The organism is Corynebacterium uterequi, from assembly GCF_001021065.1.
GTDB classification, from domain to species: Bacteria; Actinomycetota; Actinomycetes; order Mycobacteriales; family Mycobacteriaceae; genus Corynebacterium; species Corynebacterium uterequi.
This window is the reverse complement of sequence record NZ_CP011546.1, coordinates 1,159,414-1,182,187: the sequence shown is the minus strand read 5'-3', so window position 1 is coordinate 1,182,187 and position 22,774 is coordinate 1,159,414. Positions and strand designations below refer to the sequence as shown.

Annotated in this window: 23 protein-coding genes and 1 tRNA gene; 16 read left to right on the top strand and 8 right to left on the bottom strand. The window is 64.3% G+C overall.

All coding sequences use genetic code 11. The annotated features are described in order from the left end of the window. Positions 1-16: 16 nt before the first annotated feature. Both CUTER_RS05500 and CUTER_RS05495 read left to right on the top strand, forming a co-directional pair. Positions 17-1,087 carry an ABC transporter permease gene (locus CUTER_RS05500; RefSeq protein ID WP_047259582.1) on the top strand — a complete coding sequence of 357 codons (1,071 nt, stop codon included), beginning with the start codon at positions 17-19 and terminating at the stop codon, positions 1,085-1,087. Further along, entirely contained in the window at positions 1,084-2,208 is a 1,125-nt protein-coding gene (locus CUTER_RS05495; protein ID WP_047259581.1) for an ABC transporter permease, read from the top strand. The genes CUTER_RS05500 and CUTER_RS05495 overlap by 4 nt, the downstream gene beginning before the upstream one ends. 51 nt (positions 2,209-2,259) lie before the next feature. Here CUTER_RS05495 and CUTER_RS05490 read toward each other — a convergent pair whose 3' ends face one another. Further along, the gene (locus CUTER_RS05490) at positions 2,260-2,823 is read right to left on the bottom strand and encodes a TetR/AcrR family transcriptional regulator (protein WP_047259580.1); all 564 of its coding nucleotides are present in this window, start codon (positions 2,821-2,823) and stop codon (positions 2,260-2,262) included. Positions 2,824-2,831: 8 nt separating this feature from the next. After that, on the bottom strand, positions 2,832-5,648 hold the full coding sequence (can, locus tag CUTER_RS05485) for an aconitate hydratase (RefSeq protein ID WP_236684772.1): 2,817 nt from the start codon (positions 5,646-5,648) through the stop codon (positions 2,832-2,834). 612 nt (positions 5,649-6,260) lie between these two features. Between can and CUTER_RS05480 the strand changes: the two genes are divergently transcribed. Next, on the top strand, positions 6,261-7,778 hold the full coding sequence (locus tag CUTER_RS05480) for a DIP1281 family NlpC/P60 protein (protein ID WP_052844046.1): 1,518 nt from the start codon (positions 6,261-6,263) through the stop codon (positions 7,776-7,778). A gap of 59 nt (positions 7,779-7,837) precedes the next feature. Continuing rightward, the gene (locus tag CUTER_RS05475) at positions 7,838-8,872 is read left to right on the top strand and encodes a ferrochelatase (protein WP_047259578.1); all 1,035 of its coding nucleotides are present in this window, start codon (positions 7,838-7,840) and stop codon (positions 8,870-8,872) included. Positions 8,873-8,894: 22 nt separating this feature from the next. On the opposite strand, the gene CUTER_RS05470 is transcribed toward CUTER_RS05475, so the two are convergent. Continuing rightward, the gene (locus CUTER_RS05470) at positions 8,895-9,557 is read right to left on the bottom strand and encodes a hypothetical protein (protein ID WP_047259577.1); all 663 of its coding nucleotides are present in this window, start codon (positions 9,555-9,557) and stop codon (positions 8,895-8,897) included. A gap of 33 nt (positions 9,558-9,590) precedes the next feature. Between CUTER_RS05470 and CUTER_RS05465 the strand changes: the two genes are divergently transcribed. Genes CUTER_RS05465 through CUTER_RS05455 form a run of 3 tightly spaced genes read left to right on the top strand, consistent with a single transcriptional unit; the run spans position 9,591 to position 12,122 of the window. Further along, positions 9,591-10,415 (top strand): DUF3097 domain-containing protein, encoded by an 825-nt coding sequence (locus CUTER_RS05465; protein WP_047259576.1) that lies wholly within the window; start codon positions 9,591-9,593, stop codon positions 10,413-10,415. 9 nt (positions 10,416-10,424) lie between these two features. Further along, positions 10,425-10,850, top strand: a complete 426-nt coding sequence (locus CUTER_RS05460) for an NfeD family protein (RefSeq protein ID WP_047259575.1) — start codon at positions 10,425-10,427, stop codon at positions 10,848-10,850. Then, a complete protein-coding gene (locus CUTER_RS05455) occupies positions 10,851-12,122 on the top strand; it encodes an SPFH domain-containing protein (protein WP_047259574.1) in 1,272 nt (423 codons plus the stop codon). It abuts the gene before it with no gap. On the opposite strand, the gene CUTER_RS05450 is transcribed toward CUTER_RS05455, so the two are convergent. Both CUTER_RS05450 and CUTER_RS05445 read right to left on the bottom strand, forming a co-directional pair. Then, positions 12,078-12,620, bottom strand: coding sequence for a DNA-binding protein (locus tag CUTER_RS05450; protein ID WP_047259573.1), 543 nt, complete (start codon positions 12,618-12,620; stop codon positions 12,078-12,080). The genes CUTER_RS05455 and CUTER_RS05450 overlap by 45 nt on opposite strands. 27 nt (positions 12,621-12,647) lie before the next feature. Next, positions 12,648-13,334 (bottom strand): TVP38/TMEM64 family protein, encoded by a 687-nt coding sequence (locus CUTER_RS05445; protein WP_236684771.1) that lies wholly within the window; start codon positions 13,332-13,334, stop codon positions 12,648-12,650. A 97-nt stretch (positions 13,335-13,431) separates the two neighbouring features. Here CUTER_RS05445 and CUTER_RS05440 point away from each other — a divergent pair, with 97 nt between their 5' ends. After that, the gene (locus CUTER_RS05440; RefSeq protein WP_047259572.1) at positions 13,432-13,857 is read left to right on the top strand and encodes a cupin domain-containing protein; all 426 of its coding nucleotides are present in this window, start codon (positions 13,432-13,434) and stop codon (positions 13,855-13,857) included. Between the two features lie 141 nt (positions 13,858-13,998). Here the strand turns inward: CUTER_RS05440 and CUTER_RS05435 are convergent. After that, positions 13,999-14,085, bottom strand: a tRNA-Leu gene (locus tag CUTER_RS05435). 119 nt (positions 14,086-14,204) lie between these two features. Here CUTER_RS05435 and CUTER_RS05430 point away from each other — a divergent pair. After that, positions 14,205-14,759: a YbhB/YbcL family Raf kinase inhibitor-like protein gene (locus tag CUTER_RS05430; protein ID WP_047259571.1), complete on the top strand. Its 555-nt coding sequence runs from the start codon at positions 14,205-14,207 to the stop codon at positions 14,757-14,759. Here CUTER_RS05430 and CUTER_RS05425 read toward each other — a convergent pair. Together CUTER_RS05425 and CUTER_RS05420 are read right to left on the bottom strand one after the other, a co-directional pair. Further along, the gene (locus CUTER_RS05425) at positions 14,756-15,826 is read right to left on the bottom strand and encodes a quinone-dependent dihydroorotate dehydrogenase (protein ID WP_047259570.1); all 1,071 of its coding nucleotides are present in this window, start codon (positions 15,824-15,826) and stop codon (positions 14,756-14,758) included. The genes CUTER_RS05430 and CUTER_RS05425 overlap by 4 nt on opposite strands. Before the next feature lie 15 nt (positions 15,827-15,841). Continuing rightward, complete coding sequence (locus CUTER_RS05420; RefSeq protein ID WP_144412270.1) at positions 15,842-16,825, bottom strand: YncE family protein; 984 nt, start codon at positions 16,823-16,825, stop codon at positions 15,842-15,844. 65 nt (positions 16,826-16,890) lie between these two features. Between CUTER_RS05420 and CUTER_RS05415 the strand changes: the two genes are divergently transcribed. The 7 genes from CUTER_RS05415 to aspA all read left to right on the top strand — a co-directional run bounded on the left by CUTER_RS05415 (position 16,891) and on the right by aspA (position 22,771). Continuing rightward, entirely contained in the window at positions 16,891-17,763 is an 873-nt protein-coding gene (locus CUTER_RS05415; protein WP_047259569.1) for an undecaprenyl-diphosphate phosphatase, read from the top strand. 101 nt (positions 17,764-17,864) lie between these two features. Beyond that, positions 17,865-19,076: a cysteine--1-D-myo-inosityl 2-amino-2-deoxy-alpha-D-glucopyranoside ligase gene (gene mshC / locus CUTER_RS05410; protein WP_047259568.1), complete on the top strand. Its 1,212-nt coding sequence runs from the start codon at positions 17,865-17,867 to the stop codon at positions 19,074-19,076. 24 nt (positions 19,077-19,100) lie between these two features. Then, positions 19,101-19,484, top strand: a complete 384-nt coding sequence (locus tag CUTER_RS05405) for a hypothetical protein (RefSeq protein ID WP_047259567.1) — start codon at positions 19,101-19,103, stop codon at positions 19,482-19,484. Continuing rightward, positions 19,474-20,142 (top strand): HAD family hydrolase, encoded by a 669-nt coding sequence (locus CUTER_RS05400; RefSeq protein WP_269079423.1) that lies wholly within the window; start codon positions 19,474-19,476, stop codon positions 20,140-20,142. Before CUTER_RS05405 ends, CUTER_RS05400 begins: the two co-directional genes overlap by 11 nt. Positions 20,143-20,153: 11 nt before the next feature. Next, positions 20,154-20,417 (top strand): phosphoribosyl-ATP diphosphatase, encoded by a 264-nt coding sequence (locus CUTER_RS05395; protein WP_047259565.1) that lies wholly within the window; start codon positions 20,154-20,156, stop codon positions 20,415-20,417. A 13-nt stretch (positions 20,418-20,430) separates the two neighbouring features. Continuing rightward, entirely contained in the window at positions 20,431-21,273 is an 843-nt protein-coding gene (gene hisG, locus CUTER_RS05390) for an ATP phosphoribosyltransferase (protein ID WP_047259564.1), read from the top strand. Between the two features lie 52 nt (positions 21,274-21,325). Continuing rightward, positions 21,326-22,771, top strand: coding sequence for an aspartate ammonia-lyase (aspA, locus tag CUTER_RS05385; RefSeq protein ID WP_047259563.1), 1,446 nt, complete (start codon positions 21,326-21,328; stop codon positions 22,769-22,771). Positions 22,772-22,774: the final 3 nt, after the last annotated feature.

Genomic DNA, 22,774 nt, shown 5'->3' with positions numbered 1-22,774 from the left:
AAGGGCAGTACGCATCATGTTCTTTACAATCCTCGCCAAAGAAGTGCTCGGCGTCAAAGAAAACGTGGCCTTCAACGCCGCCACGATACTTTCTCCGCTGTTGTTCCTTTTCGCCTTCGCCTTCATGGTCTCCGGCGACGTCACCCTGCCAGTGGACACCCGCCCCGCCGCAGAGTCCTCGGCCTTTCTCCAGTCGGCGGAGCAGTTCCGTAACCCTGCCGGCCAGCCTTATCTTGACCTCCGTCCCGCGCAAAGCGCTACGCCGGATTCCGGAAGCCCCGACCGCTACCTGGTTGATACGGAGCCGACAGTCACCGACGACGGGGTGACCGGTCACATCACCCACGTCGTCAACGACGTCAACGCAAACATGACGAAGAACTACGCCAACCGGCTCGACGGAGCCGTCGTCCACTACCTCACCACCCACGGCGCTCCGATGACAGTCTCGGTCGTCGACGCTCCTCGTTACCCCCACGACATCCCCTGGGGCGAGAGCTTCGCCGTGAGCACCCTCGTGTTCGCCGCCATGCTGGCGGGGCTGCTCTTCGGGCAGTTCTCCATGACCAGCGAGTGGGAGAACGCCACCACCACTATCTTGGCGCTCACACCACGCCCGAGAGTCGTCGCCGCCGGAAAGATCGCGGGCGCGGTCACGAAGTCCCTTCTTGCCGGGGCCGTACTCATCGGTGTCATCGCCGCCATGTACGCCCGAATCATCCCGCACCCGGTTCACCTCTTCGCCGGCCTCGCCTTGATCTACCTCGCTTTCTCCGGCGTCGGGATGACACTGGGGATCTTCGTGCGCTCCACCATGACCGCATTCCTGATTTCGCTGGTCGGGTCGCTGAGCCTATGGGTCGGTGGTGGAGGTTTCGGCGACCTGTCATACTTCGGCGCCGCGGCCCGGCTCATCGGCGCGCTCAATCCAGCTACCTACGGCATCGAGGTGGTGCGCTACGGCTACTTCGGAGCCGAGCTCGGACCATATCCGCTGCTCTGGCTAGTGGTGGGTGCCGGCGTCACTACCACTGCGAGCATCATCGTCTTCGCCCGCTTTTGTCACAGTGAAAAGGTCGCGTCATGAGACTATTCATCGAAGAACTCAAGAAACTACTCCGGCTCACCCGCCGCGATCCCAAATCGCTCGCCGCCGGAATCATCGCCCCCACCGTGGTCCTGCTGGTCTTCGCGCTGACCTTCGGCAACTTCGCCGCCTTCGCTATCGGCATCGTGAACCACGACGCCGGGCCGGAAGGGGAAGCCCTCGCCGAAGCCGTCCTCGCTCAAACCTCACCTTTAAGCGACCAGCCCTACTTCACCCTGGCCGAGACCGACGCCCACCGGGCGGCGACGCTTTACCACGACGGCGCCCTCAGCGCGGTGCTCACCATCCCACCGGACTTCAGCGACCGCCTGGCCGCCGGGGATCCCGCCACCGTTGACTATGCGTTGAACAACTACAACTCGGATCTGGCGAAAAACCTCCGTCTCTACCTCGACGAAGGAATCCTCGCCTTCTATGAGCAGCGCATGCCGGGCATGGACCTTGAGATCACCCGTGACATAGCGGTATCGGCACAGCTGGACTGGTTCTCCATCATCGCGGTAGGAGTATTCCTGCTCGCCTTCCTCATGGGGGCCATGTTTAACTTCCTGTACCTATTCAACAAGGAGCGCGACTACGCAACCTTGAGCGAATACCGCCTAGCGTCGGCCAGCCTCCTGCCGAGCTTCGGTGCGCGCATCACCGTCGCCCTGTTCGCCGGCAGCCTCGCCGCGGTGGTCAACGCCCTTCTCACCTGGGCGCTGACCTCGGTGAATATTCTTAGGCACTCACTAGAGATAGCAGGGCCGTTGCTCGTCACCGCCCTCGCCTTTGTCAGCTTCGCGGCCCTCGTATCGTTGCTCGTGCCGAAGTTTAGCGGCGCAGCCATGCTATCCATGGTCGCCACCGTGGTGATCTGGTTTTTGTCCGGGGCCACAACGTCCGTGAAATACGCGGCCGGGGAGTTACAGGCAGTATCGCTGGCGCTGCCGTCGAGCTACGCGCTGTCGCAGATCCGCTCGATCGTGTTCGACGTCGATCACAGCGCCGGCGGCTTACTCGGCACGCACCGCGGCTGGCTCGTCATGGGCCTGTACGCGGTGGTGCTTACCGCGGCAGCCTACGGGCAGTATCACCGGAGCCTCGGCGCCGCGCGTTAACCAGTGGCGCCTTGGCGTCTTGGCGCTGAGACCACGGAGTCCTAGTGCGGACTAGCGGGCCCGGACCGCCTCCTCGACGATGTCGAGGACGGTATCCAAGTCCTCGGTGGGGCACCCGGATGCCAGACGGGCGATGAACCCGTCCATGACGATGTCCAAGAAAGTCGCAATCGCCTCCACCGAGTGGTCGTCGCGCAGCTCACCGGTCTCCGTATTGCGCCGCAGCCGGTCCCGGATCGCGGCGTCGAGGACGGCCTGCTGGTCCTGCCACTTCGCCTTAAACTCCGGGTCCTTGCGCACAATGGCGGCGATCTCTAGGCGAGTCCGCAGCCACTGGTAGTGCTCCGGGCGCTGGAGCATGTCCCGCAGCACCTCCACGAGGCCATCGCTGGCGACGATTTCCGCCTGCTGGGCGGCGTCGCGGCGCGCCATGGCCAGAAAGAGCGATTCTTTATCACCGAAGTGGTGAAAGATCGCCCCGCGGGACTTCCCCGTGGACTCTTCTAGGCGGCGCACCGTCGCCCCCTCGTAGCCGTACTCGGCGAAGCACGCCCTGGCGGCATCGAGGATCTCATTACGACGGCGCTGCAGCTCATCGCCGCTGACGACTGGCATGGTGGCGCTTATGCCTTGACCATCTGGCGCAGCACGTACTGCAGGATGCCACCGTGGCGGTAGTACTCCGCCTCACCCGGGGTATCGATGCGCACCACCGCGTCGAACTCGACCTGATCGCCATCAGCCTTGGTCGCGGTGACCTTGACCGTCTTCGGGGTCACGCCGTTGTTGAGTTCGCTCAACCCGGTGATGTCGAAGGTCTCGGTGCCGTCGAGGCCGAGGGAGGCGTGAGACTCGCCGGCCGGGAACTGCAGCGGGACGACGCCCATGCCGATGAGGTTGGAGCGGTGAATGCGCTCGAAGCTCTCGGTAATGACGGCCTTGACGCCCAGCAGGTTAGTGCCCTTCGCAGCCCAGTCACGCGAGGAACCGGTACCGTACTCCTTACCGGCGAGGACCACGAGCGGGATACCGGCTTCGGCGTAGTTCTGGGCGGCGTCGTAGATGAACGCCTGCGGGGCGTCGGGCTGCGTGAAGTCGCGGGTGTAGCCACCCTGGACGTCCACCAGCTGGTTGCTCAGGCGGATGTTGGCGAAGGTGCCACGGACCATGACCTCGTGGTTGCCGCGACGGGAGCCGAAGGAGTTGTAGTCCTGGCGCTCGACGCCGTTGGCGTCGAGATAGTTGGCGGCCGGGGTACCGGGCTTGATCGCCGAGGCGGGGGAGATGTGGTCCGTGGTGACCGAGTCGCCCAGCTTGGCCAGCACCCGGGCACCGGCGATGTCCTCGACCGGGCTCGGCTCGGTGGGCATGCCGTCGAAGTACGGGGCCTTGCGGATGTAGGTGGAGTCCTCGTTCCAGTCGAAGGTCTTACCGGTCGGGATGTTCAGTCCCTGCCAGGACTCGTCGCCCTTGTAGACGTCCGCGTAGTCCGCCAGGTACATCTCGCGGGAGATCGCACCGTTGATGGTCTCCTCGATTTCCTCGGTGGACGGCCACACGTCCTTGAGGAAGACCTCCGTGCCGTCGGCGGCCACGCCCAGCGGCTGGGTCTCGAAGTCGAAGTCCATGGTGCCGGCGATGGCGTAAGCGATGACCAGCAGCGGCGACGCGAGGTAGTTCATCTTCACGTCGGGGGAGATGCGGCCCTCGAAGTTACGGTTGCCGGACAGCACGGCGGTGGCCGTGATGTCGTTGTCGTTGATCGCGTCCGACACCTCACCCGGCAGCGGGCCGGAGTTACCGATGCACGAGGCGCAGCCGAAGCCGGAGAGGTAGAAGCCGACGGCCTCCAGATCCTTCCACAGATCAGCGCGCTTATAGTAGCCGTCCACGACCTGCGAGCCCGGGGCCATGATGGTCTTGACCCACGGCTTGGCGGTGAGGCCGAACTCGTGTGCCTTGCGCGCCAGAAGGGCGGCGCCGACCATGACCGACGGGTTGGAGGTGTTGGTGCACGACGTGATCGCGGCGATGGCAACCATGCCGTGGTCGATGGTGAACTCACCGCCGGCACCGGAGGTGACCTTCACCGGCTTGGACGGCCGGCCCTCGGCGCCGAGCGCGGCGGACTCACCGCGTCCCGGCCATGCCGCGTTGTAATCCTCCGCGGCGGACTTGTCGTACTCGTGCTGGTCCTCGCCCTCGGCACCCATCGCCTGAGCGGCGGGGGTCTGGGCTTCGGCCACCGGGTCGTTGGTGAAGGTGGTGACCTGCTCGCGGAACGTCTCCTTGGCCTTGGACAGCAGAATGCGGTCCTGCGGGCGCTTCGGGCCGGCGATGGACGGCACGACGGTGGCGAGGTCCAGCTCCAGGTACTCGGAGTACTCAGCCTCCGGGGCGTCCTGCTCCAGCCACAGGCCCTGCGCCTTGGCGTAGGCCTCGACGCGGTCGATCTGCTCCTGGTCGCGGCCGGTGAGTTCAAGGTACTTGATGGTTTCCTCGTCGATCGGGAAGATCGCGCAGGTGGAGCCGAACTCAGGCGACATGTTGCCGATGGTGGCGCGGTTGGCCAGCGGGATGGACTTCACGCCGTTGCCGTAGAACTCTACGAACTTGCCGACCACGCCGTGCTGGCGCAGCATCTCCGTGATGGTGAGCACGACGTCGGTAGCGGTGACACCGACCGGGATGTCGCCGGTGAGCTTGAATCCGACGACGCGGGGGATGAGCATGCTCACCGGCTGGCCGAGCATGGCGGCCTCGGCCTCGATGCCGCCGACACCCCAGCCCAGGATGCCCAGGCCGTTTTCCATGGTGGTGTGGGAGTCGGTACCAATACAGGTATCGGAGTAGGCCACGCCCTCGTTATCGAAGACAACGCGGGAGAGGTACTCGATATTGACCTGGTGGACAATGCCGGTTCCCGGGGGAACGACCTTGAAGTTGGAGAAGTTCTCCGCACCCCAGCGCAGGAACTGGTAACGCTCCTCGTTGCGCTGGTACTCGATCTCGACGTTCTTGTCGATGGCGTCGGGACGGCCAAACGCCTCGATAATCACGGAGTGGTCGATGACCATCTCGGCGGGATTGAGGGGGTTGACATCGTCGGGGTTGCCGCCGAGGGTGGACACCGCCTCACGCATCGTGGCCAGGTCAACGACACAGGGCACGCCGGTGAAGTCCTGCATGAGGACGCGGGCCGGGGTGAACTGAATCTCCGTGTCGGGCTCCGCGCTGGGGTCCCAGTTGGCGATCGCCTTGATGTGGCGCTCGGTCACGTTTGCGCCGTCTTCGTTGCGCAGGAGGTTCTCGCCAAGAACCTTAAGAGAGTAGGGAAGCTTCTCCATGCCTTCGACGGCGTCGAGGGCGAAGTAGTCATAGGACTTATCGCCCACCTCGAGCGTGCGCTTGGCATTGAAGGAGTTCTTGCTATCAGTCACGTTGAGCTCCAATTCGTCGACTTCTGGTCTTCTGCCCGCCCTCTGGTCTGGGGGGCTGCGGTTGAGAACGCTTGCGGTCCGTTATTTCAGTGTACGTCGCTGGGTAGATACCGGACTTGCGCCTTGACAACGATCCTAACAGTACGCTTGTCCGGTTTAAATATCACAGGTGGAGCTACCCCCGATCGTGGCACGCACGGCACGGCGGAACGATCCCGATACGCCCTCAAAGTCAAGCCAAAAATCTAGACACGCCGAACCTTCCCTAATTGTGATAAAAATCACAGAAGCGCAGCATGTAGGTAAAATGCCTGGTCAGGGCGTCGATAAACGGATGTGGCCAGTGGGGCCGGTGAGTGCCAACGAAGCCAAAGTGCGACGTAATGAAATTGTGACTTAAGGTATGGCTAGCAACTCGCGAGGTGCGGTTTTTCCCAACAGTGTCTATCCTTAAACCTTTACTTTAGGGTTTAGGTTACGCCCGGGCGTGTGGGGAAGCATGCCGTGGTCGGCTAGCACCGACGGGAAACCGCCCTCGCGGGAAGCTGCAAACGAAGTCCATCGCTAATCGAGTCAAGTGCGCCAGCTTGATTTGGTGGTACAGGAGTTTTAGTGGCCCCCACGTCCCGCCCCCGGCGCTTCGCCGCCGGCGTCGCACTCACCGCGACGCTCTCTCTCTTCGCCTTTCCTACGCCCGCCTTCGCGCAGTCGTCACTGTCGCCTCTGGTCGTAGCCGTCACCGACGCCGAGCAGGATCTTTCCGATCTAGAGGCCGCTCTCGGGGAACTCCGGGAGGCCGGTAACAAGGCCCTCGTCGATCTGAAAAACGCTCAGCTCGACGCCGCCGAAGCCCGCGAAGCCGTCGCCGCCGCGGAGGAAGCGCTGCGCATTGCGACGATCCTGCTCGACGAGGCCCAGAAGCGGCTCGACGAGTTGTCCGCCCTCCTCTATGCCGAGGGGGGTTCCAGCGCGCCGCTGTTCGCACTGTCCAGCTCCACCGCGTCCCAGGACAACCTCGACCGTTCTTCCTTCCTCCGCCAAGAGGTGGAGAAGCAGCAGCAGGTGGTCGACGAGCTTCAACGCCAGCGCACCGAGCAGGCCAACAAGGCCGCCGAACTGAAGGAGGCCGAACAGGTAGCCGCCGCCGGCGCTGAGGCGGCCGACCAGGCCCAACAGGAAGCTCAGAAGACCGTCGCGGACAATGCTCAGCAGATCGCTGAAAAGGAATCCGAGCACGCTGAGCTGCAAAAGAAACGCGATGAAGCCCAGGCCCGCCTCGACGAGGCCAAGGGGACGGCTCCGAACCAGCCGGCCGTCGAAGAAAACAAGGACCAGGCGCCGGGCACCACCGTCGTGACGGCTGTCGGCGCTCCGGCGATGGCCGAGGAGAAGCCAGCCGTCGACGTTCCTGTGCCGGGCGCCGAGGCCGCCAGTACCGTAGCCGCCACCCAGCCTGACCACGCCTCCCTCGATGACCCCTTCCAGGAACCTGAACAAGAGCCCGAACAGGAACCGGAGAAGGACCCCATCGAGGCCGCTGCCACGGCTGCATCTACGCCGGAGCCCGCGGAGACGACCGCGCCTGAGTCTTCCTCGCCGGAGACCCCGTCCACCGCTCCTGCTCAGCCGGTCGCAGAGGCCGAGGAGACCACCGTCGCCGAAGAGGAGCCTACGCCCGAGGACACCGAGGCTTCCGACGATGCCGATCGTGCCGCGCTCATCGAGACCGTCATCGCCCGAGCACAATCCCAGACGGGGGTGCCCTACGCGTGGGGCGGCGGCACCGCCACCGGCCCGTCTCGCGGTATCCGTGACGGCGGCGTCGCCGATGCGCACGGTGACTTCAACAAGGTCGGCTTCGACTGCTCCGGGCTCGTTCTCTACGCCTTCGCCGGCGCCGGGATCGCCCTGCCGCACTACACCGGCTACCAGTACCAACGTGGCACTCCCGTCGCCCACTCCGAGATGCAGCGCGGCGACCTCATCTTCTACGGTGTCAATGGATCGCAGCACGTTGCCATCTATCTGGGCGACGGCATGATGATCGAGGCACCGCAGTCTGGTGGCCAGGTCCACGTCACCCCTGTTCGTTACTCCAACTTGTCGGCCCACGCCGTTCGCCTCATCTAGGTCGCCACTTTTTAGTGGCGACATCCATAAAAGACGGCGGCGTTGATAGGCTCTACCGCATGGTATCTACGCGCTACGACGCTTTGCTGTTGCTGTCCTTCGGAGGTCCGGAGGGCGTCGATGACGTCATCCCGTTCCTGCGTAACGTGACCGCGGGCCGTGGTATCCCCGACGAGCGTCTGAAAGTGGTAGGCGAGCACTACTACCACTTCGACGGCGTCAGCCCTCTCAACGCCCAGAACCGCGAGCTAGTGACCCTTATCGAAGCCGAGCTCGCGCATCGGGGCATCGATCTTCCCGTCTACCTCGGCAACCGAAACTGGCACCCCTTCGCCGCCGAGACCGCCGACCGCATCGCCGACGACGGCCATCGGCGCGTCCTTGTCTTCGCCACCAGCGCCTGGGGAGGTTACTCCGGGTGCCTGCAATACAACGAAGACATCCGCGGTCTCATCGACCAGCACCCGGAGCTGTCCTTTAGCAAGCTGCGGCAGTTCTATAGCCACCCGAAATTTATTGCCGAATTCGCCGATTCCCTCCAGCGCGCGTGGGAAGAAGTGCCAGTACAGCGGCGGGAATCAACCCGCGTGTTGTTCACCGCACACTCGATACCGACGAGTGCCGACGCGAAGTCCGGCGGCGACGGCGACAAGCACCTGTACTCCCGTCAAGTGGCGGAGGCCGCCCGGCTCGTCGCTGAGAAGGCGGGGGTCGAGGACTATGACCTCGTCTATCAGTCCCGATCTGGCGCCCCGCACGTTCCTTGGCTGGAACCGGACGTCGTCGACCACACCACCGCGTTGGCTGAACGTGGCGTCACGGACGTCGTCGTGTGCCCGGTAGGGTTCATCACCGATCACATCGAGGTGCTGTGGGACCTCGACACGGACCTGGTCACCGCCGCCGACGAGCTCGGCGTGCAGGTGCACCGCGTAGCAACCCCCGGTCTGACCGAACGCTTCGCAGACATGGTCGTGGACCTCATCATCGAGCACACCACGAACGCTCCACTGGTGGGGCAGAGCTCGGTGAGCGTGCAGGGATGCACCGATAACGGATTGCCCTGCGCCGACGGCTGCTGCAGCCGACTCTAAACTCCACGCCCCCGCCGACGCCTTAGCGGGCGAACTCCACCGCCGCGTAGGTCACTCCCGCCATCCGGGCGATGCGGATGTGTCGCCACAGCGCCAAGAGCTGCGGATCCACGCTGTGATCGCCCATCTTCTCGGTCACGGTTTCGATGATGGCGGCGACCACGTCGGCTCGGGCGAAGAGCTTCGCGGCCCGCGGCGGCACCGAGGACGGCAACCCGGGGATGCCGTAGAAGTCGGTCAACGTGCCGACCGTGAGGCGCGGATTGCCAAGCGCGGTGCTGCGGTACCCGGTGGCCTCGATGAGGTCTGCGGCGCGGTTGGTGGCCTCGGTGAGGAGACGGTCGGCGTCGCCGGGACTGAGCCATTCCGGGGCAGGCAGCTCGGTGTCTAGCTCGACGACCTCCCACTCTGGGCACAGCACGAGCCGCTCGCCGACGACGATCGCCTCCCGGCGCCCGCCCGGCAGGCCCGAGGGGTGTCCCGGGCCGGAGAGCACGAGACGCACCACCGGAGGACTGCTCAGTTCGACGTCGCGCACCGCGGCGAGCACCTCCACGGGCGTCGAATAGCCCAGCTGACGCCAGGCGTCGACGAGTTCGTCCGTAGACTCGTGCCCGTAGAGCCAGGCCGTGAGCCAGACAGCGGCATTTTGCAGCGGAGACCAGACTTCGGCGCGGATATCCATGTCCGGTCACCTTAGTGGATAAGGTAACGGGCCATGTATGAGGACATTTTCTCCGGCCACCGCCGTAACCGACCGGTCGACTACCCGATCATCGACGCCACCCCGGGGGTTGTCGTCGAGGTGCACGGGGATGAGTTCGTCGGCGCGGTCATCTCTTGCGAGCGCACCTACGACGGCGAATTCGTCCGCCTGGAGGATCGCCGAGGGCGTCAGCGGCTCTTTAAACTACTGCGAGGCGGCTTCCTCTATGAAGGCCAGCGGGTGAGCCTGCGACGCCCCGTCGTCGCGGCGGCTCCTAAGAGATCCAATTCCGGCTCACGCCGCGTGGACAACGTCCAGGCCAAGGTGGCTGCGCCCTCCCGAATCTGGGTGGAAGGTGTCCACGACGCGGCCATCGTCGAGCAGGTGTGGGGGCATGACCTGCGCGTGGAAGGCGTGGTCGTGGAATACCTGGAGGGGCTGGACAACCTGCCCGAGCGACTTGCCGAGTTCCGGCCTAACCCAAGCCGACGGGTGGGTGTGCTCGCGGATCATCTGATCCGCGGTTCGAAGGAAACGCGGCTTACTGAGCAGGTGGGGCCGCACGTGTTGGTCACCGGACATCCCTTCGTGGACATCTGGGCGGCAGTGAAGCCGGCGAGCGTCGGCATCGCCGCCTGGCCGGAGGTACCTCGCGGTGAGGATTGGAAGACCGGAGTGTGCCGCCGGCTCGGGTGGTCCGACCCGCGAGAGGGGTGGAACCGGGTGGCGTCGTCGGTCAAGAGTTTCCGCGACCTTGATCCGACGCTCATCGGCGCAGTAGAACGCCTGTTTGATTTTGTCACGAATCCCGCTGTGCGTAAGGAAGACCTCATGTAGCCTGGCCGTGTGGGTCCTGTGATCTGGCTAATTGCCGCTATTGTTCTTGCTTGCCTAGAGCTGGCAGCAGGGGAGTTCACCCTCCTCATGCTGGCAGCCGCCTCGCTCGCCACGGCGGGAGTGTCGCTTCTCGGCGTTCCGCTGTGGGCGGAGATCGCCATGTTCGGCGTGTCGTCCTTTGCGCTGTTGGCGCTGGTACGCCCGCACTTGAGGCGGCGGCTTACCGCGCCCGAAACCCTCGATACGTCGCCGCGGGCACTCGTTGGTTCGAGGGCTTCTGTTCTCGAGACGATTTCGAGTTCCGGCGGTCAGATACGGTTAGAAGGATCCATCTGGACCGCCCGGTCTATCGACTCACACGTCACCTTCCAACCAGGGGATACCGTGACCGTGACAGGTTTCGACGGCCCCACTGCACTCGTTTGGAGAGAGTAAATGGTAGGACTCATCCTCAGCATTGCCTTATTGGTCTTTGTGGCGCTCGTCGTCATTAAGTCCATCGCCCTGATTCCGCAGGGCGAGGCAGCCATCATCGAACGCTTAGGTCGCTATACCCGGACCGTGTCCGGCGGTATCACGCTGCTGGCGCCCTTCATCGACCGCGTGCGGGAGCGGGTGGATACCCGTGAACGCGTCGTGTCCTTCCCACCGCAGGCGGTTATCACCCAGGACAACCTCACCGTGGCCATCGACATCGTGGTCACCTTCCAGATCAACGATCCCGCCAAGGCTATCTACGGGGTGGACAACTACATCGTTGGCGTGGAGCAGATCTCCGTGGCTACACTGCGCGACGTCGTCGGCGGCATGACCCTTGAGGAGACACTGACGTCGCGCGACACCATCAACCGTCGCCTGCGTGGCGAACTGGATTCCGCGACCGGACGCTGGGGCCTGCGCATTTCCCGCGTGGAGCTCAAGGCCATCGATCCGCCGCCGTCGATCCAGAAGTCCATGGAGATGCAGATGAAGGCGGACCGGGAGAAGCGCGCCATGATCCTCACGGCCGAAGGTCAGCGGGAATCGGACATCAAGACCGCCGAAGGTAAGAAGCAGGCCCGGATTCTTTCTGCCGAGGGCGAAAAGCACGCCGCCATCCTCGCCGCCGAGGCCGCCCGCCAGGCGGAGATCCTGCGCGCCGAAGGTGAGCGGGCCGCGAAGTATCTTCGGGCGCAGGGCGAGGCCCGGGCGATCCAGAAGATCAACGCGTCTATCAAGTCCGCCAAGATCACCCCGGAGGTGCTGGCCTACCAGTATCTGGAAAAGCTGCCGGAGATGGCGAAGGGGGAGTCCTCGACGATGTGGATGATCCCCGCCTCCTTCAGCGATTCTTTGGAGCACTTTGCCAAGGCTTTCGCCAAGCAGGACGCCGACGGCGTGTTCCGCTACGAGTCCCCGAATGTTGATGAAGCGACCCTCCAGATGGCGGAGTTGGATGATACCAAGGACTGGTTCTCCACGGCGTCGTCGCCGGAGATCGCGCAAGCCGTCGCCGAGGCCAACGCGGTGGCCCAGAAGCCGGTCGATCCGGACCCAGCGACCCAGACGCCGTCACGACCCGGAATGGCAGCCGAGGGGCATGACGCCAAGCGGGGGCGTCACACCTCCCCGGCCGAGCTCGAAGCGGCTGCCGCGGACGACGCCATCGGGCTCAACCCGGGGCTACCCTCTGGCGCTGTCCGCGGCACCGATGAGGTGAACCGCTAACCGCCACCCGGCCTGCTCGGCGGCCCACCCGGCCGCCTGCAGCCGCTGCGACATCGCTTGTTTGGAGATACCCAGCTCCTCTGCGGCTTCGTTCTGGTTAAGGCCGCGGCGCACTAAGGAGGTGGCCTCGCGCCCCTCGTAGGTGCGCTTGGCCAGGACCTGCGAAAGAAGGACGAAGGCCGCCTCTACATATTCGGCCCCAGCCGCGCCGCGGACACGCACCTGACCGGCCCGCCGGCTCACGGCCGCCGACGCCGCGGTGCGAGCTTGTGAGGGCACGGCGATGCCGATTCCCACCGCCCAGCCGCCGTCGGACAGCAGTGCCATCGTGAGGTTGGTCAATGCCTCGGGGGTGGTGATGGTGGTGCGGATGTCCTCAACACCGAGGACTTCAAAAGGGGATACGCCCGGCAGAGTTGCCAGGGCTTGCGCGGAGCGGGCGACGATAGCGGCTCGATCGGTCTCCCGACCGCGATACCGAGCGTGAAGCGCTAACATGACTCAAGTCTACCCCTTGGACTTGACCTAAACTCGCATGGCTCGCCGCGCGTCAAACCCCAAGGCCGTGATCCCCACCACTGCCAACACCACCATCGCTGCGATGATGACCGGGTTCGGCTCCGTGGCCAGCGTGTCGCCGAAGAACACGATGAGCAAGGTGCCCGGCAGGGACCCGATAAGCGTGCCGAGGGTGAATACCCCGACGGGAACCTTCGTGATCGCGCTGGCATAGTTCATGATCGAAAACGGCACCCCCGCGATCATCCTCAGCGAGATCACCGCAATAAGGCCGCGGCGATGCAAGTGGGCGTTAATCTTCTGCACGGCCGGGTGCGTTAGTCGGGGCTCGATCCACTCACGTAGGAACCCGCGTACCACCACCAGAGAGATGGCGGCGGAGACAGTCACCCCGATCATGGCGATGGCTCCTCCCAACCACGGCCCGAAGAGGATTCCCGCGGATATGGACAGCAGCGTTCGCGGCATCGGGAACTGGGTGATGATGATGTAGGCGAGGAGGAACGCCATGGGGAACCAGGGGCCCAGGCTAGAGGCCCAGGACCGCAGTTGCGCCATCGAAGGCACATCGAGGGTGAGCAGTCCGACGACGAAGCCTGCGAGGACGAGGGCGGCCGCGCCCTTCTTCCAGAGCGGCCACCGGGCCACCTCTGCGATCCCATCGCGGCACAAGCACCGGAGTCGTTCAATCACCACACGTTCATCCTACGGGCGAGGGCCAGGAACGGTAGGTAGCATGGTCGGTGTCCTATGTTCTTTCGGTAACCATGGAAATGAGGAATCACTCGCAATGAGCGTCCTGCGCCACGATCACGGTCCCAACCCCTTCGTCTTCGACATCGAAGAGGCCACCATCGCCAACGAAGCTTTCCGCGACACGCTGTGGACCGGTGAGTACCTGCAACTGACGGTCATGTCCATCCCCGCCGGGGGAGAAATCGGCGCCGAGGTTCACGACGACCACGACCAGTTCCTACGCGTGGAATCCGGCAAGGGCCGCCTGATGATCGGCACGGATGAGAACAACCTGGAGGTCAACGAGATCGTCGAGGACGATTTCGCCATGTTCATCCCGGCTGGCAAGTGGCACAATGTGGTCAACGAATTCGATGAGCCGCTGAAGGTGTACTCCATCTACGCCGCCCCCGATCACGTCAAGGGCACCTTCCACCAGACGAAGGAAGACGCCGACAACGACCCGAACGAGCAGCACTAGAAAAACCTAAGCCGCAAGGGGGCACGGTGCCGGGCGATGAACGCCGGCGCGTGCCCCTTGTGACTATCTACGAGTGCCTCAGCGTACGTATAAAGCAAAAGTAAGGCCCTGACCGGGGATACCGATCAGGGCCTTAAACTGTGCCCGAGGGGGGACTTGAACCCCCACGTCCGTTAATAGGACACTAGCACCTCAAGCTAGCGCGTCTGCCAATTCCGCCACCCGGGCTGGGTGGTTGCTTCCTTGCAACGAGGAATAATGTAACCCCCACCCACCTATGGGCGCAAATCGGCAGCTCAGAAGCGGTTTCCAAAACTACAGTGATGCTATTTGGTAGAACGGGCCCTATGACTAACGAACAGCACTCGGCCTCCTACGTCGATCCGCGCTTTCCCGGCCCCGACCCCTACGCGCCCCTGAAGGCGGTACCCAGCTTCCCACTGAGCTCCACGGACCTCAGCAATGGTGCGGAGCTCGACGAACGCCTCCGGGCGCCGCAGTCGGTCTCCCCGCAACTGTCCTGGGCGGATGCGCCCGCGGGGACGAAGTCCTTCGCCGTGACATGCTACGACCCGGATGCGCCGACAGCCTCCGGCTTTTGGCACTGGGCTGCCTTCAACATTCCGGCTACGGTCACCGAGCTGCCCTCCGGGGCGGGCTCGGCGGAAGATCTGGGCGTCGGCGCGGTATCTCTGCGCAATGATTCGGGCCAGCGCACCCACTACGGCGCACAACCCCCGGCGGGGCACGCACCGCACCGCTACCTCTATGTGGTCCACGCCGTAGATGTCGAAAGCCTCGACATCGATCCCGAGGCCACCCCCACGGTCCTCGGGTTCAATCTTCACTTCCACACGATCGGCCGCGCCGTTCTGTGGGGTTGGTACGAAAACCGCGGCTAGTCAGCCCAGGGGAGTTCGCGGCCCACCGCCTCGGAAAGGTTGCTCAGGTCGTGGGCACGGACCTGACGGGCTAGTTCCTTGTGGATCGAGCGGATCCACGCCGGCCCGCCGTAGATCATGGGCGTGTAGCCCTCAAGAAGGTCAGCCCCAGCGCCGATGCGTTCCCACGCCTGCTGCGGGGTCTCAATGCCGCCGACGCTGACGAGCGCCACCTTGCCGCCCACGCGTGCATACAGTCGCCGGAGGACCTCAAGGGAGCGCTCAGCCACCGGCGCTCCGGACACACCGCCGGCGCCGAGCTTGTCAACGTTCTTGGTACGCAGGCCGTCACGGGAAATGGTCGTGTTCGTGGCGACGATACCGGCTAGGGACAGCTCGACCGCGAGATCCGCGATGGCGTCAATCTCTTCGTCTGCCAGATCCGGGGCTATCTTGACCAACACTGGGGTGGCGGTAGACTGCTGGACCACTTCAAGGATGGGTCGCAGGGACTCCACAGCCTGCAGGTCCCGCAGCCCGGGAGTGTTGGGGGAGGAGACGTTGACTACCAGGTAGTCGGCTAGGTCCCCGAGCAGCATCGCGGAGGTCCGGTAATCGGCCACCGCGTCGTCGGCAAGCTTGGTCTTGCCGATGTTGATGCCCACCACGTTGGCCCTATTACGCATCCGCAGATTGCGGGCGGCGACGGCCGCGCCTTCGTTATTGAACCCCATCCGATTGAGTAGGCCCCGGTCGGCGGTGAGCCGGTAAAGCCGCGGCTTCGGGTTGCCCGGCTGCGGCGAGGCGGTCACCGTTCCCAGCTCCGCGTGGCCAAAGCCGAGCGCGGCCCACACATCCGGGGCGGCGGCATTCTTGTCGAATCCGGCGGCCAAGCCAAGCGGGCGGGGGAAGGTCACGCCGAATACGTCCTGGGAGAGGACGTCGTCACGCACCGGCAGAACCTTCGATAGCGCGAAGCGCACCGGAGGCACCATTTGGGTCACCGCGAGGGCATTGTTGACATATCCGTGGATTTTTTCGGGGTCAAGGCGAAACATCGCCTTCAAAGCGAGCTGATATATGCCCATGGGTGTGAGAGGTCCTTAGGAAAGCAGAGTGAGGCCATCGGTTCCGCCGACGACGAGGTGGCCGTCGACGAAGACCATCGCCCGAACATTAGCGGGGGTGGGGACGCGGCGCTTCTCGACCGGAACACCACCGGCGATATCGTAACCGGTCGCCGTATTCGTTGCCGTGGAAGCGATCCAGGCGAGCTCACCGTCGTAGGCCACCGCGAAGGGCGACTCGTCGACAGGGAGGGTCTGATGCAGCCGTACGACCTCGTCGGCGGTGTAAATAGCGAGCTGACTACCGCGGGTGTCCGACACCACGGCCAGGTCGTTGTCGCCGGCGGCGGCAGTGCCCACGCCGAGGCCGACGCGCAGCGTGCCGCCCTGGCGGGCCTCGGCCACGCGCACGTCCTGGATAGTCGTATTGTCCCGGTTGATGCGCAGCACCGCGTCGTCGCTGCCGGATACCGGTACGGCCAGCAGCTCGTGGGTGGCACCGGCGACGTCGAACTCCTCGGCGAGCTCGGCGCCGTCGTAGACCTGCACCACATGCTCACTGTCCGAGGCGGTCACGAGGGCGCCGTCCGTGGTCAGCACCGCCGTCGTGGCCGGGGCGTTAACATCCACCCGCCGGTCGCCGGCGGCGTCGACGATGCGCACGTGGTCACCGCAGGCGACGACGATCCCCGACGGGGCGCCGGTGACGTCGGCGCATCCGGCGATGTCCAGCCGTCGGGCGTCGCCCCCGCGGAAGTCGGCGATGCTGCCGACGATGAGCTCGTCGCCGATCCGGGCGCCGAGCAGCGACCCCGTGGTGACGACCTCGCTGACCTCACCATCTATGATCGTCTCACCGACGTTGTTTTCAGCCGGGGGAGAAGCCACCGGCACCGCGTTGCCCAGCGCTTCTTCCTCGCCCCCGGTGACAAGCGCCGCGGGGGCCGAATCCTGACAGGAACTCATCATGAGGCCCGCGGCCAGGACTAATACTGACAAGGTCTGGTTGCGTGGTGTCACAAGCATCTAGCCTAGCCCTTCGACGATAACGTCCAATTCACCGCGCGGTTGTAAGGTGTGCCCCTATGATTCTCCTCGCCTCAGCGTCTGCCGACACGGCACCGGAGACGATGTCTTGGCTTCAGGTCATCGTCTTGTCCATTGTCCAGGGACTCACCGAATTCCTGCCCGTCAGCTCTTCCGGCCACCTGCGCATCATCTCGGAAATGTTCTGGGGTGTCGACGCCGGCGCGTCCTTTACCGCCGTGGTTCAGCTCGGCACTGAGGCCGCCGTGCTGGTGTACTTCGCTAAAACCATCTGGCAGATCATCACGGGCTGGTTCCGCGGTCTCGCGGATAAGACCCAGCGCGGCCAGGACTACAAGATGGGCTGGATGGTTATCGTCGGCACCATCCCCGTCGGGCTCATCGGTTTCCTCTTCCAGGACGCGATTCGCTCCGGCCTGCGCAATATGTGGATCACCGCCACCGTGTTGGTGCTCTTCTCCTTCGTGTTCATCGCTGCGGAGAAGTACGGCAAGCACGAGCGCACGTTGGAAGACATGACCGTCAAGGATGCCGTCATCATGGGGTTGTGGCAGTGCATGTCCCTCATCCCGGGCGTGTCCCGCTCCGGTTCGACGATCTCCGGCGGCCTCTTCCTCAACATCGACCGGGAAGTCGCCACCCGATTCTCCTTCTTGCTGGCCATCCCGGCCGTCGTCGCCTCCGGCCTGTTCTCCTTGCCCGACGCCTTTAATCCCGACTCCGGGCAGGCGGCCACCGCGCCGATGCTCATCGTCGGCAGCCTCATCACGTTCGTGCTCGGCTACGCCTCCATTGCCTGGTTGCTCAAGTTCGTCGCGCACCACTCCTTCGCGTGGTTCGCGGCCTACCGGATCCCGGCTGGCCTGCTCGTCATGGTCCTGCTCCTGCTGGGCGTGCTGCAGCCGTACTAGAGAACCAGCATTACCTGCACTGCCCGACATCGGGCGGCGCAGGCACTGCCGCTGGCGCGCTGAAGCGGTCGGCTTGGGGGTGACGTACTAAGGTGTGCCCTATGCGTTCATGGCCACAACCTGAAGTCCCTCGCGTCGCCGGCACCCCAGTGCCCCTGAAGCTCTACGACACCGCGGATGACGCCATCCGCCCCGTCGAGGGTTCCGGGATGTACGTGTGCGGAATTACCCCGTATGACTCGACCCACCTTGGCCATGCCGCCACGTACGTCACCTTCGACGTCATCCTTCGGCAGTTGCGCGACAACGGCCGTGAGGTCACGTACGTTCAGAACATCACCGACGTGGATGATCCCCTCTTTGAGCGCGCCGAGCGCGACGGGGTGGACTGGCGCGAGCTGGGCACCAGCCAGATCGACCTCTTCAGATCCGACATGGAGCAGCTTGCGGTGGTCCCGCCGCAGCATTACATCGGTGCCATGGAGGCCATAGACGAGGTCATCGCTATGGTCGAGCGGCTCCTCGACGCCGGGGCGGCCTACGTCGTCGACGACGCCGACTACCCCGACGTCTACGCCTCGATCGAAGCCACGCCCCAGTTTGGCTACGAGTCCCGATACACCGACGAGGAGATGGCCGCCGCCTTCGCCGAGCGCGGCGGGGACCCTGAGCGCCCGGGCAAGCGCCACCCGCTCGATCCGTTGATCTGGCGAGCCCAGCGCGCCGGCGAGCCGTCGTGGGAGTCTCCCTTCGGCCCGGGGCGGCCGGGCTGGCACATTGAGTGCTCCGCCATCGCCACGAACCGTCTCGGAGCGTCCTTCGCCATCCAGGGTGGCGGCAGCGATCTGGCCTACCCCCACCACGAGTACTCTGCCGCCCACGCCGAGGCTGCCCTCGACGTCGAGCGGATGGCCGGGCATTACGTCCACACCGGGATGATCGGCCTGGAGGGTACGAAGATGTCCAAGTCCCTGGGCAACCTCGTGTTCGTCCATAAGCTAACCGAGGCCGGCCATGAGCCATCCGCAATCCGGCTGGGCATCTACGCCGCGCACTACCGCACGGACCGAGACTGGTCGGCGCAGGTGCTTACGGACGCGGAGCAGCGCCTCGCCCGCTGGCGTGAGGGCTGCGGAACCCTTGAGCAGACCGAGGACTTCGTCCAGCAGCTGCGTGCCCGGTTGGCCGATGACCTCGATACTCCGGGGGCGCTGGGCGTCGTCGACGAGTGGGCGCAGAGCCCGGGCCGGGAGCCAGCCGCCCGCGAGTTGATGGCTGCGGCGCTCGACGGTCTGCTCGGCGTGCGACTTTAGGCCCGATCAGCCACAATTGGCCTTATGACAATCCGCTCGGACTTTCAGCCCACCGTTGATGAGTTCATCGACGATCTTCACGAGTTCGCCACCGGTTCCTACCTCGTAGAGGGGGAGACCGAATTCTGGGAGCAGCCCTTCGACCCGGTGGCGTTGCCGGAGCTTAAGCGGCTTCTGGAACGCCTCCTCGACGGGCTTGACGCGCTCCCTGCCGACGCACCGGCAGACATTCTGGTGACCCTGGTCTCCCAGGAAGTCACGGCGCTGGAGGAGTTCAACGAGCGCCACGACGGCGCCGTCATCGAGCCGGAGGAGTGGGCCACCATCCGGGAACTTATTGCTAACGCGGCGGCGGAGACGGGCGCCACCGAGGATGCACTGGCGGAGTTGGATAACCTTGAATTTTAGTTTCCGAGCCGTCTTCTGGGACATGGACGGCACCCTCATTGATTCCGAGCCGCTGTGGAGCGTCGCTACCTATGAGCTCTCGGAGCTCTTGGGCAGGCGTATTACCCCGGAGGTACGCGAGAAGACCGTCGGCGGCAGCTTCCGCAACACCCTTAACGTCCTGGCCACCTGGGCGGGCATCGACCCGACGACGCTCGACGAGCACGAATACCGCCAGTGGATGTACCGTCGGATGGGCGAGCTGCTCACCGATCTCACCCCCAACCCGGGCGTGCGGGAGCTGCTCACCGCGTTGTACCCCCTGCCGATGTTGGTCACCACCAATACGGAACGAGAGTTGGCTGATCGGTGCATCGACGCGGTGGGAAGGGAGTTCTTCTTTAGCTCCATCACCGGCGACGAGGTGGCTCATTCCAAGCCAGCGCCGGACATGTACCTGGAGGCCGCCCGGCAGGTCGGCGCGGTACCGGGGGAGTGCGTGGTGTTCGAGGACTCCTTCGCTGGGATGACGGCCGCGCACGCCGCTGGGTGTGTGGTTATCGGTTTGGCTCATGAAACCCCCGAAGGGGTCACGAGCCTGGCCGCGCTGCACGGCAGCTTGAGCCTCGACGGCGTGACCACCGACCACGTCGAGACGTGGTTTAAGGCCCTGCGTTAGTCTGGTTAACTGTGAAATCCTTCGATGACTTGTTTGCAGAGCTGACCCAGCGCGCCGCCGAGCGCCCCGAGGGGTCGTCCACCGTCGCAGCCCTGGACGCGGGCGTCCATACCATCGGCAAGAAGATCATCGAGGAGGCGGGCGAGGTATGGATCGCCGCCGAGTACCAGTCCGACGAGGAGCTGGCCGAGGAGATCTCGCAGCTGATGTATTGGACTCAGGTCGTGATGGTCTCCCGTGGTCTGACCCCGGAATCCATCTATAAGTATCTCTAGGAGCTCGCCTGCCATGATTAAAATCGCTGTCCCTAATAAGGGTGCGCTGTCGGAAAAGGCCGCCCACATCCTCGAAGAGGCCGGGTACAAGCCGCGCCGCGATAAGCAGCTCAACGTCCCCGACCCGGACAACGGCGTCGAGTTCTACTTCCTTCGCCCGAAGGACATCGCCATCTACGTTGCCCAGGGCCACCTGGACCTGGGCATCACCGGCCGAGATCTCGCCGGGGATTCCGGCGCCGAGGTCGACGAGGTCCTGCCGCTGGGATTCGGGGTGTCTACTTTCCGCTACGCCGCCCCGGAGGATCAGGAGTGGAGCGTCGACCAGCTCGACGGGGTGCGCATCGCCAGCTCGTACCCGCACCTCGTTGCCGCGGACCTCGACAGCCGCGGGATGAGCGCGGAGATCATCCGCCTCGATGGCGCGGTGGAAATCTCCATCAAGCTGGGCGTGGCGGACGTCATCGCCGACGTGGTCTCCACCGGGGCGACGCTTCGCCAGCAAGGCTTGAAGCCCTTCGGCGAGCCGATTGTCAGCTCCGAGGCCGTCATCATCAAGGGCAAGGACCGGGAGCTGACCGCCGAGCACGAGGTGGTCATCAGCCGCATCCGTGGCATCCTCACGGCGCACAACTACCTCATGCTGGACTACAACATCCCGCGATCGCAGCTGCAGAAGGCCACCACCATCACCCCGGGGTTGTCCGGCCCCACTGTCATGCCGTTGTCCGTGGAGGACTGGGTGGCCGTGCGGGCCCTGGTGCCGCGGAAGCAGGCCAACCAGGACATCGACGAGCTCACGAAGATTGGCGCCGAAGCCATCCTCGCCTCCGATCTGCGCATCGCCCGCATCTAGCACCCGCGCTTTCGGGGGTGGCGGGGGAGACCTCGGGGGTAAGGTCGGGCTTATGCATACCAGAACCGAAGAGGATCTCCTCGGCACCCTCGACGTCCCGGCCGACGCCTTCTACGGCATCCATACCCAGCGCGCCATCGAGAACTTTCGCATCTCCGGCGCCGCCATGTCCACCGTTCCCGAATTCATCCGGGGAATGGTGTTGGTAAAGAAGGCCGCGGCGTTAGCGAATAGGCGCGTCCACGCCCTGCCCAAAGACAAGGCAGACGCCATCATCGCGGCGTGCGACGAGATCCTGGCACACCCGGACTACCTTTCCGAGTTCCCCATTGATCTTTTCCAAGGCGGCGCCGGCACGTCATTGAACATGAACACCAACGAGGTGGTCGCTAACGTCGCCTTGAAAAACCTCGGTTATGAGCGGGGACGCTACGACGTCATCCACCCCAACGATGACGTCAACATGTCCCAATCCACCAACGACGCCTACCCGACGGGCCTACGCCTGGGCCTGCACGACGTGATCCTGCAGTTGGTGCAGCGCTTCGACCGGCTAGCACAGGCATTTCGGGAGAAGGGTGACGAGTTCGGCGACATTCTCAAGATGGGGCGCACTCAGCTCCAGGACGCGGTCCCCATGACCATGGGCGACGAGTTCAAGGCTTTCGCCGCCAATCTCCACGAGGAGCAACTGACGCTCACCGATGCCGCCGCGAAACTCCTTGAGATCAACCTGGGAGCCACGGCGATCGGCACCGGGGTGAACACTCCGGCGGGATACCGCGACGCAGCGACTTCCGCCTTGCGCGAGGTTACCGGATTGAACATCGTCTCCGCCCGGGATCTCATTGAGGCGACGAGTGACACCGGCGCCTACGTTCACGCCCACGCCGCGGTGAAGCGGGCAGCGATGAAGCTCTCGAAGGCGTGCAACGACCTCCGGCTGCTGTCCTCCGGACCGCGGGCGGGATTTAATGAGATCAACTTGCCCGACCGACAAGCCGGTTCCTCGATTATGCCGGGGAAGGTCAACCCGGTCATCCCCGAGGTCGTCAACCAGGTGTGCTTTAAGATTTTCGGCAACGACGTCACCGTATCGATGGCCGCCGAAGCCGGCCAGTTGCAGCTCAATGTCATGGAACCGGTCATCGCCCAGGCGCTCTTTGAGTCCGTGCGGTTGTTGGGTAATGCCGCTGACACGTTGCGCGACAAGTGCGTCGTGGGCATTACCGCAAACCCGGACGTCGCCCGGAATCATGTCGAGCGTTCCGCTGGCATTGTCACCTACCTCAACCCGTTCATCGGCCACCACAATGGCGACATGATCGTCAAGGAAACGCTCGCGACCGGCAAAACTCCCCGAGAGTTGGTTGTAGAACATAACCTTCTCGATGCCGAGACCCTGGACCGGGTCCTCAGCAAGGATAATCTCATGCATCCGCGTTACCAGGGAACTTTGTACGTTGAGCAGGCGAAAGAAGAAAATCCGCATCACTAATCC

Excerpts from the sequence above, each read along its gene's own strand:
- CUTER_RS05500 (WP_047259582.1), top strand. The coding sequence starts at position 17 with ATGTTCTTTACAATCCTCGCCAAAGAAGTGCTCGGCGTCAAAGAAAAC.
- CUTER_RS05495 (WP_047259581.1), top strand. The coding sequence starts at position 1,084 with ATGAGACTATTCATCGAAGAACTCAAGAAACTACTCCGGCTCACCCGC.
- CUTER_RS05490 (WP_047259580.1), bottom strand. The coding sequence starts at position 2,823 with ATGCCAGTCGTCAGCGGCGATGAGCTGCAGCGCCGTCGTAATGAGATC.
- CUTER_RS05475 (WP_047259578.1), top strand. The coding sequence starts at position 7,838 with ATGGTATCTACGCGCTACGACGCTTTGCTGTTGCTGTCCTTCGGAGGT.
- CUTER_RS05470 (WP_047259577.1), bottom strand. The coding sequence starts at position 9,557 with ATGGATATCCGCGCCGAAGTCTGGTCTCCGCTGCAAAATGCCGCTGTC.
- CUTER_RS05465 (WP_047259576.1), top strand. The coding sequence starts at position 9,591 with ATGTATGAGGACATTTTCTCCGGCCACCGCCGTAACCGACCGGTCGAC.
- CUTER_RS05455 (WP_047259574.1), top strand. The coding sequence starts at position 10,851 with ATGGTAGGACTCATCCTCAGCATTGCCTTATTGGTCTTTGTGGCGCTC.
- CUTER_RS05450 (WP_047259573.1), bottom strand. The coding sequence starts at position 12,620 with ATGTTAGCGCTTCACGCTCGGTATCGCGGTCGGGAGACCGATCGAGCC.
- CUTER_RS05440 (WP_047259572.1), top strand. The coding sequence starts at position 13,432 with ATGAGCGTCCTGCGCCACGATCACGGTCCCAACCCCTTCGTCTTCGAC.
- CUTER_RS05430 (WP_047259571.1), top strand. The coding sequence starts at position 14,205 with ATGACTAACGAACAGCACTCGGCCTCCTACGTCGATCCGCGCTTTCCC.
- CUTER_RS05425 (WP_047259570.1), bottom strand. The coding sequence starts at position 15,826 with ATGGGCATATATCAGCTCGCTTTGAAGGCGATGTTTCGCCTTGACCCC.
- CUTER_RS05415 (WP_047259569.1), top strand. The coding sequence starts at position 16,891 with ATGATTCTCCTCGCCTCAGCGTCTGCCGACACGGCACCGGAGACGATG.
- mshC (WP_047259568.1), top strand. The coding sequence starts at position 17,865 with ATGCGTTCATGGCCACAACCTGAAGTCCCTCGCGTCGCCGGCACCCCA.
- CUTER_RS05405 (WP_047259567.1), top strand. The coding sequence starts at position 19,101 with ATGACAATCCGCTCGGACTTTCAGCCCACCGTTGATGAGTTCATCGAC.
- hisG (WP_047259564.1), top strand. The coding sequence starts at position 20,431 with ATGATTAAAATCGCTGTCCCTAATAAGGGTGCGCTGTCGGAAAAGGCC.
- aspA (WP_047259563.1), top strand. The coding sequence starts at position 21,326 with ATGCATACCAGAACCGAAGAGGATCTCCTCGGCACCCTCGACGTCCCG.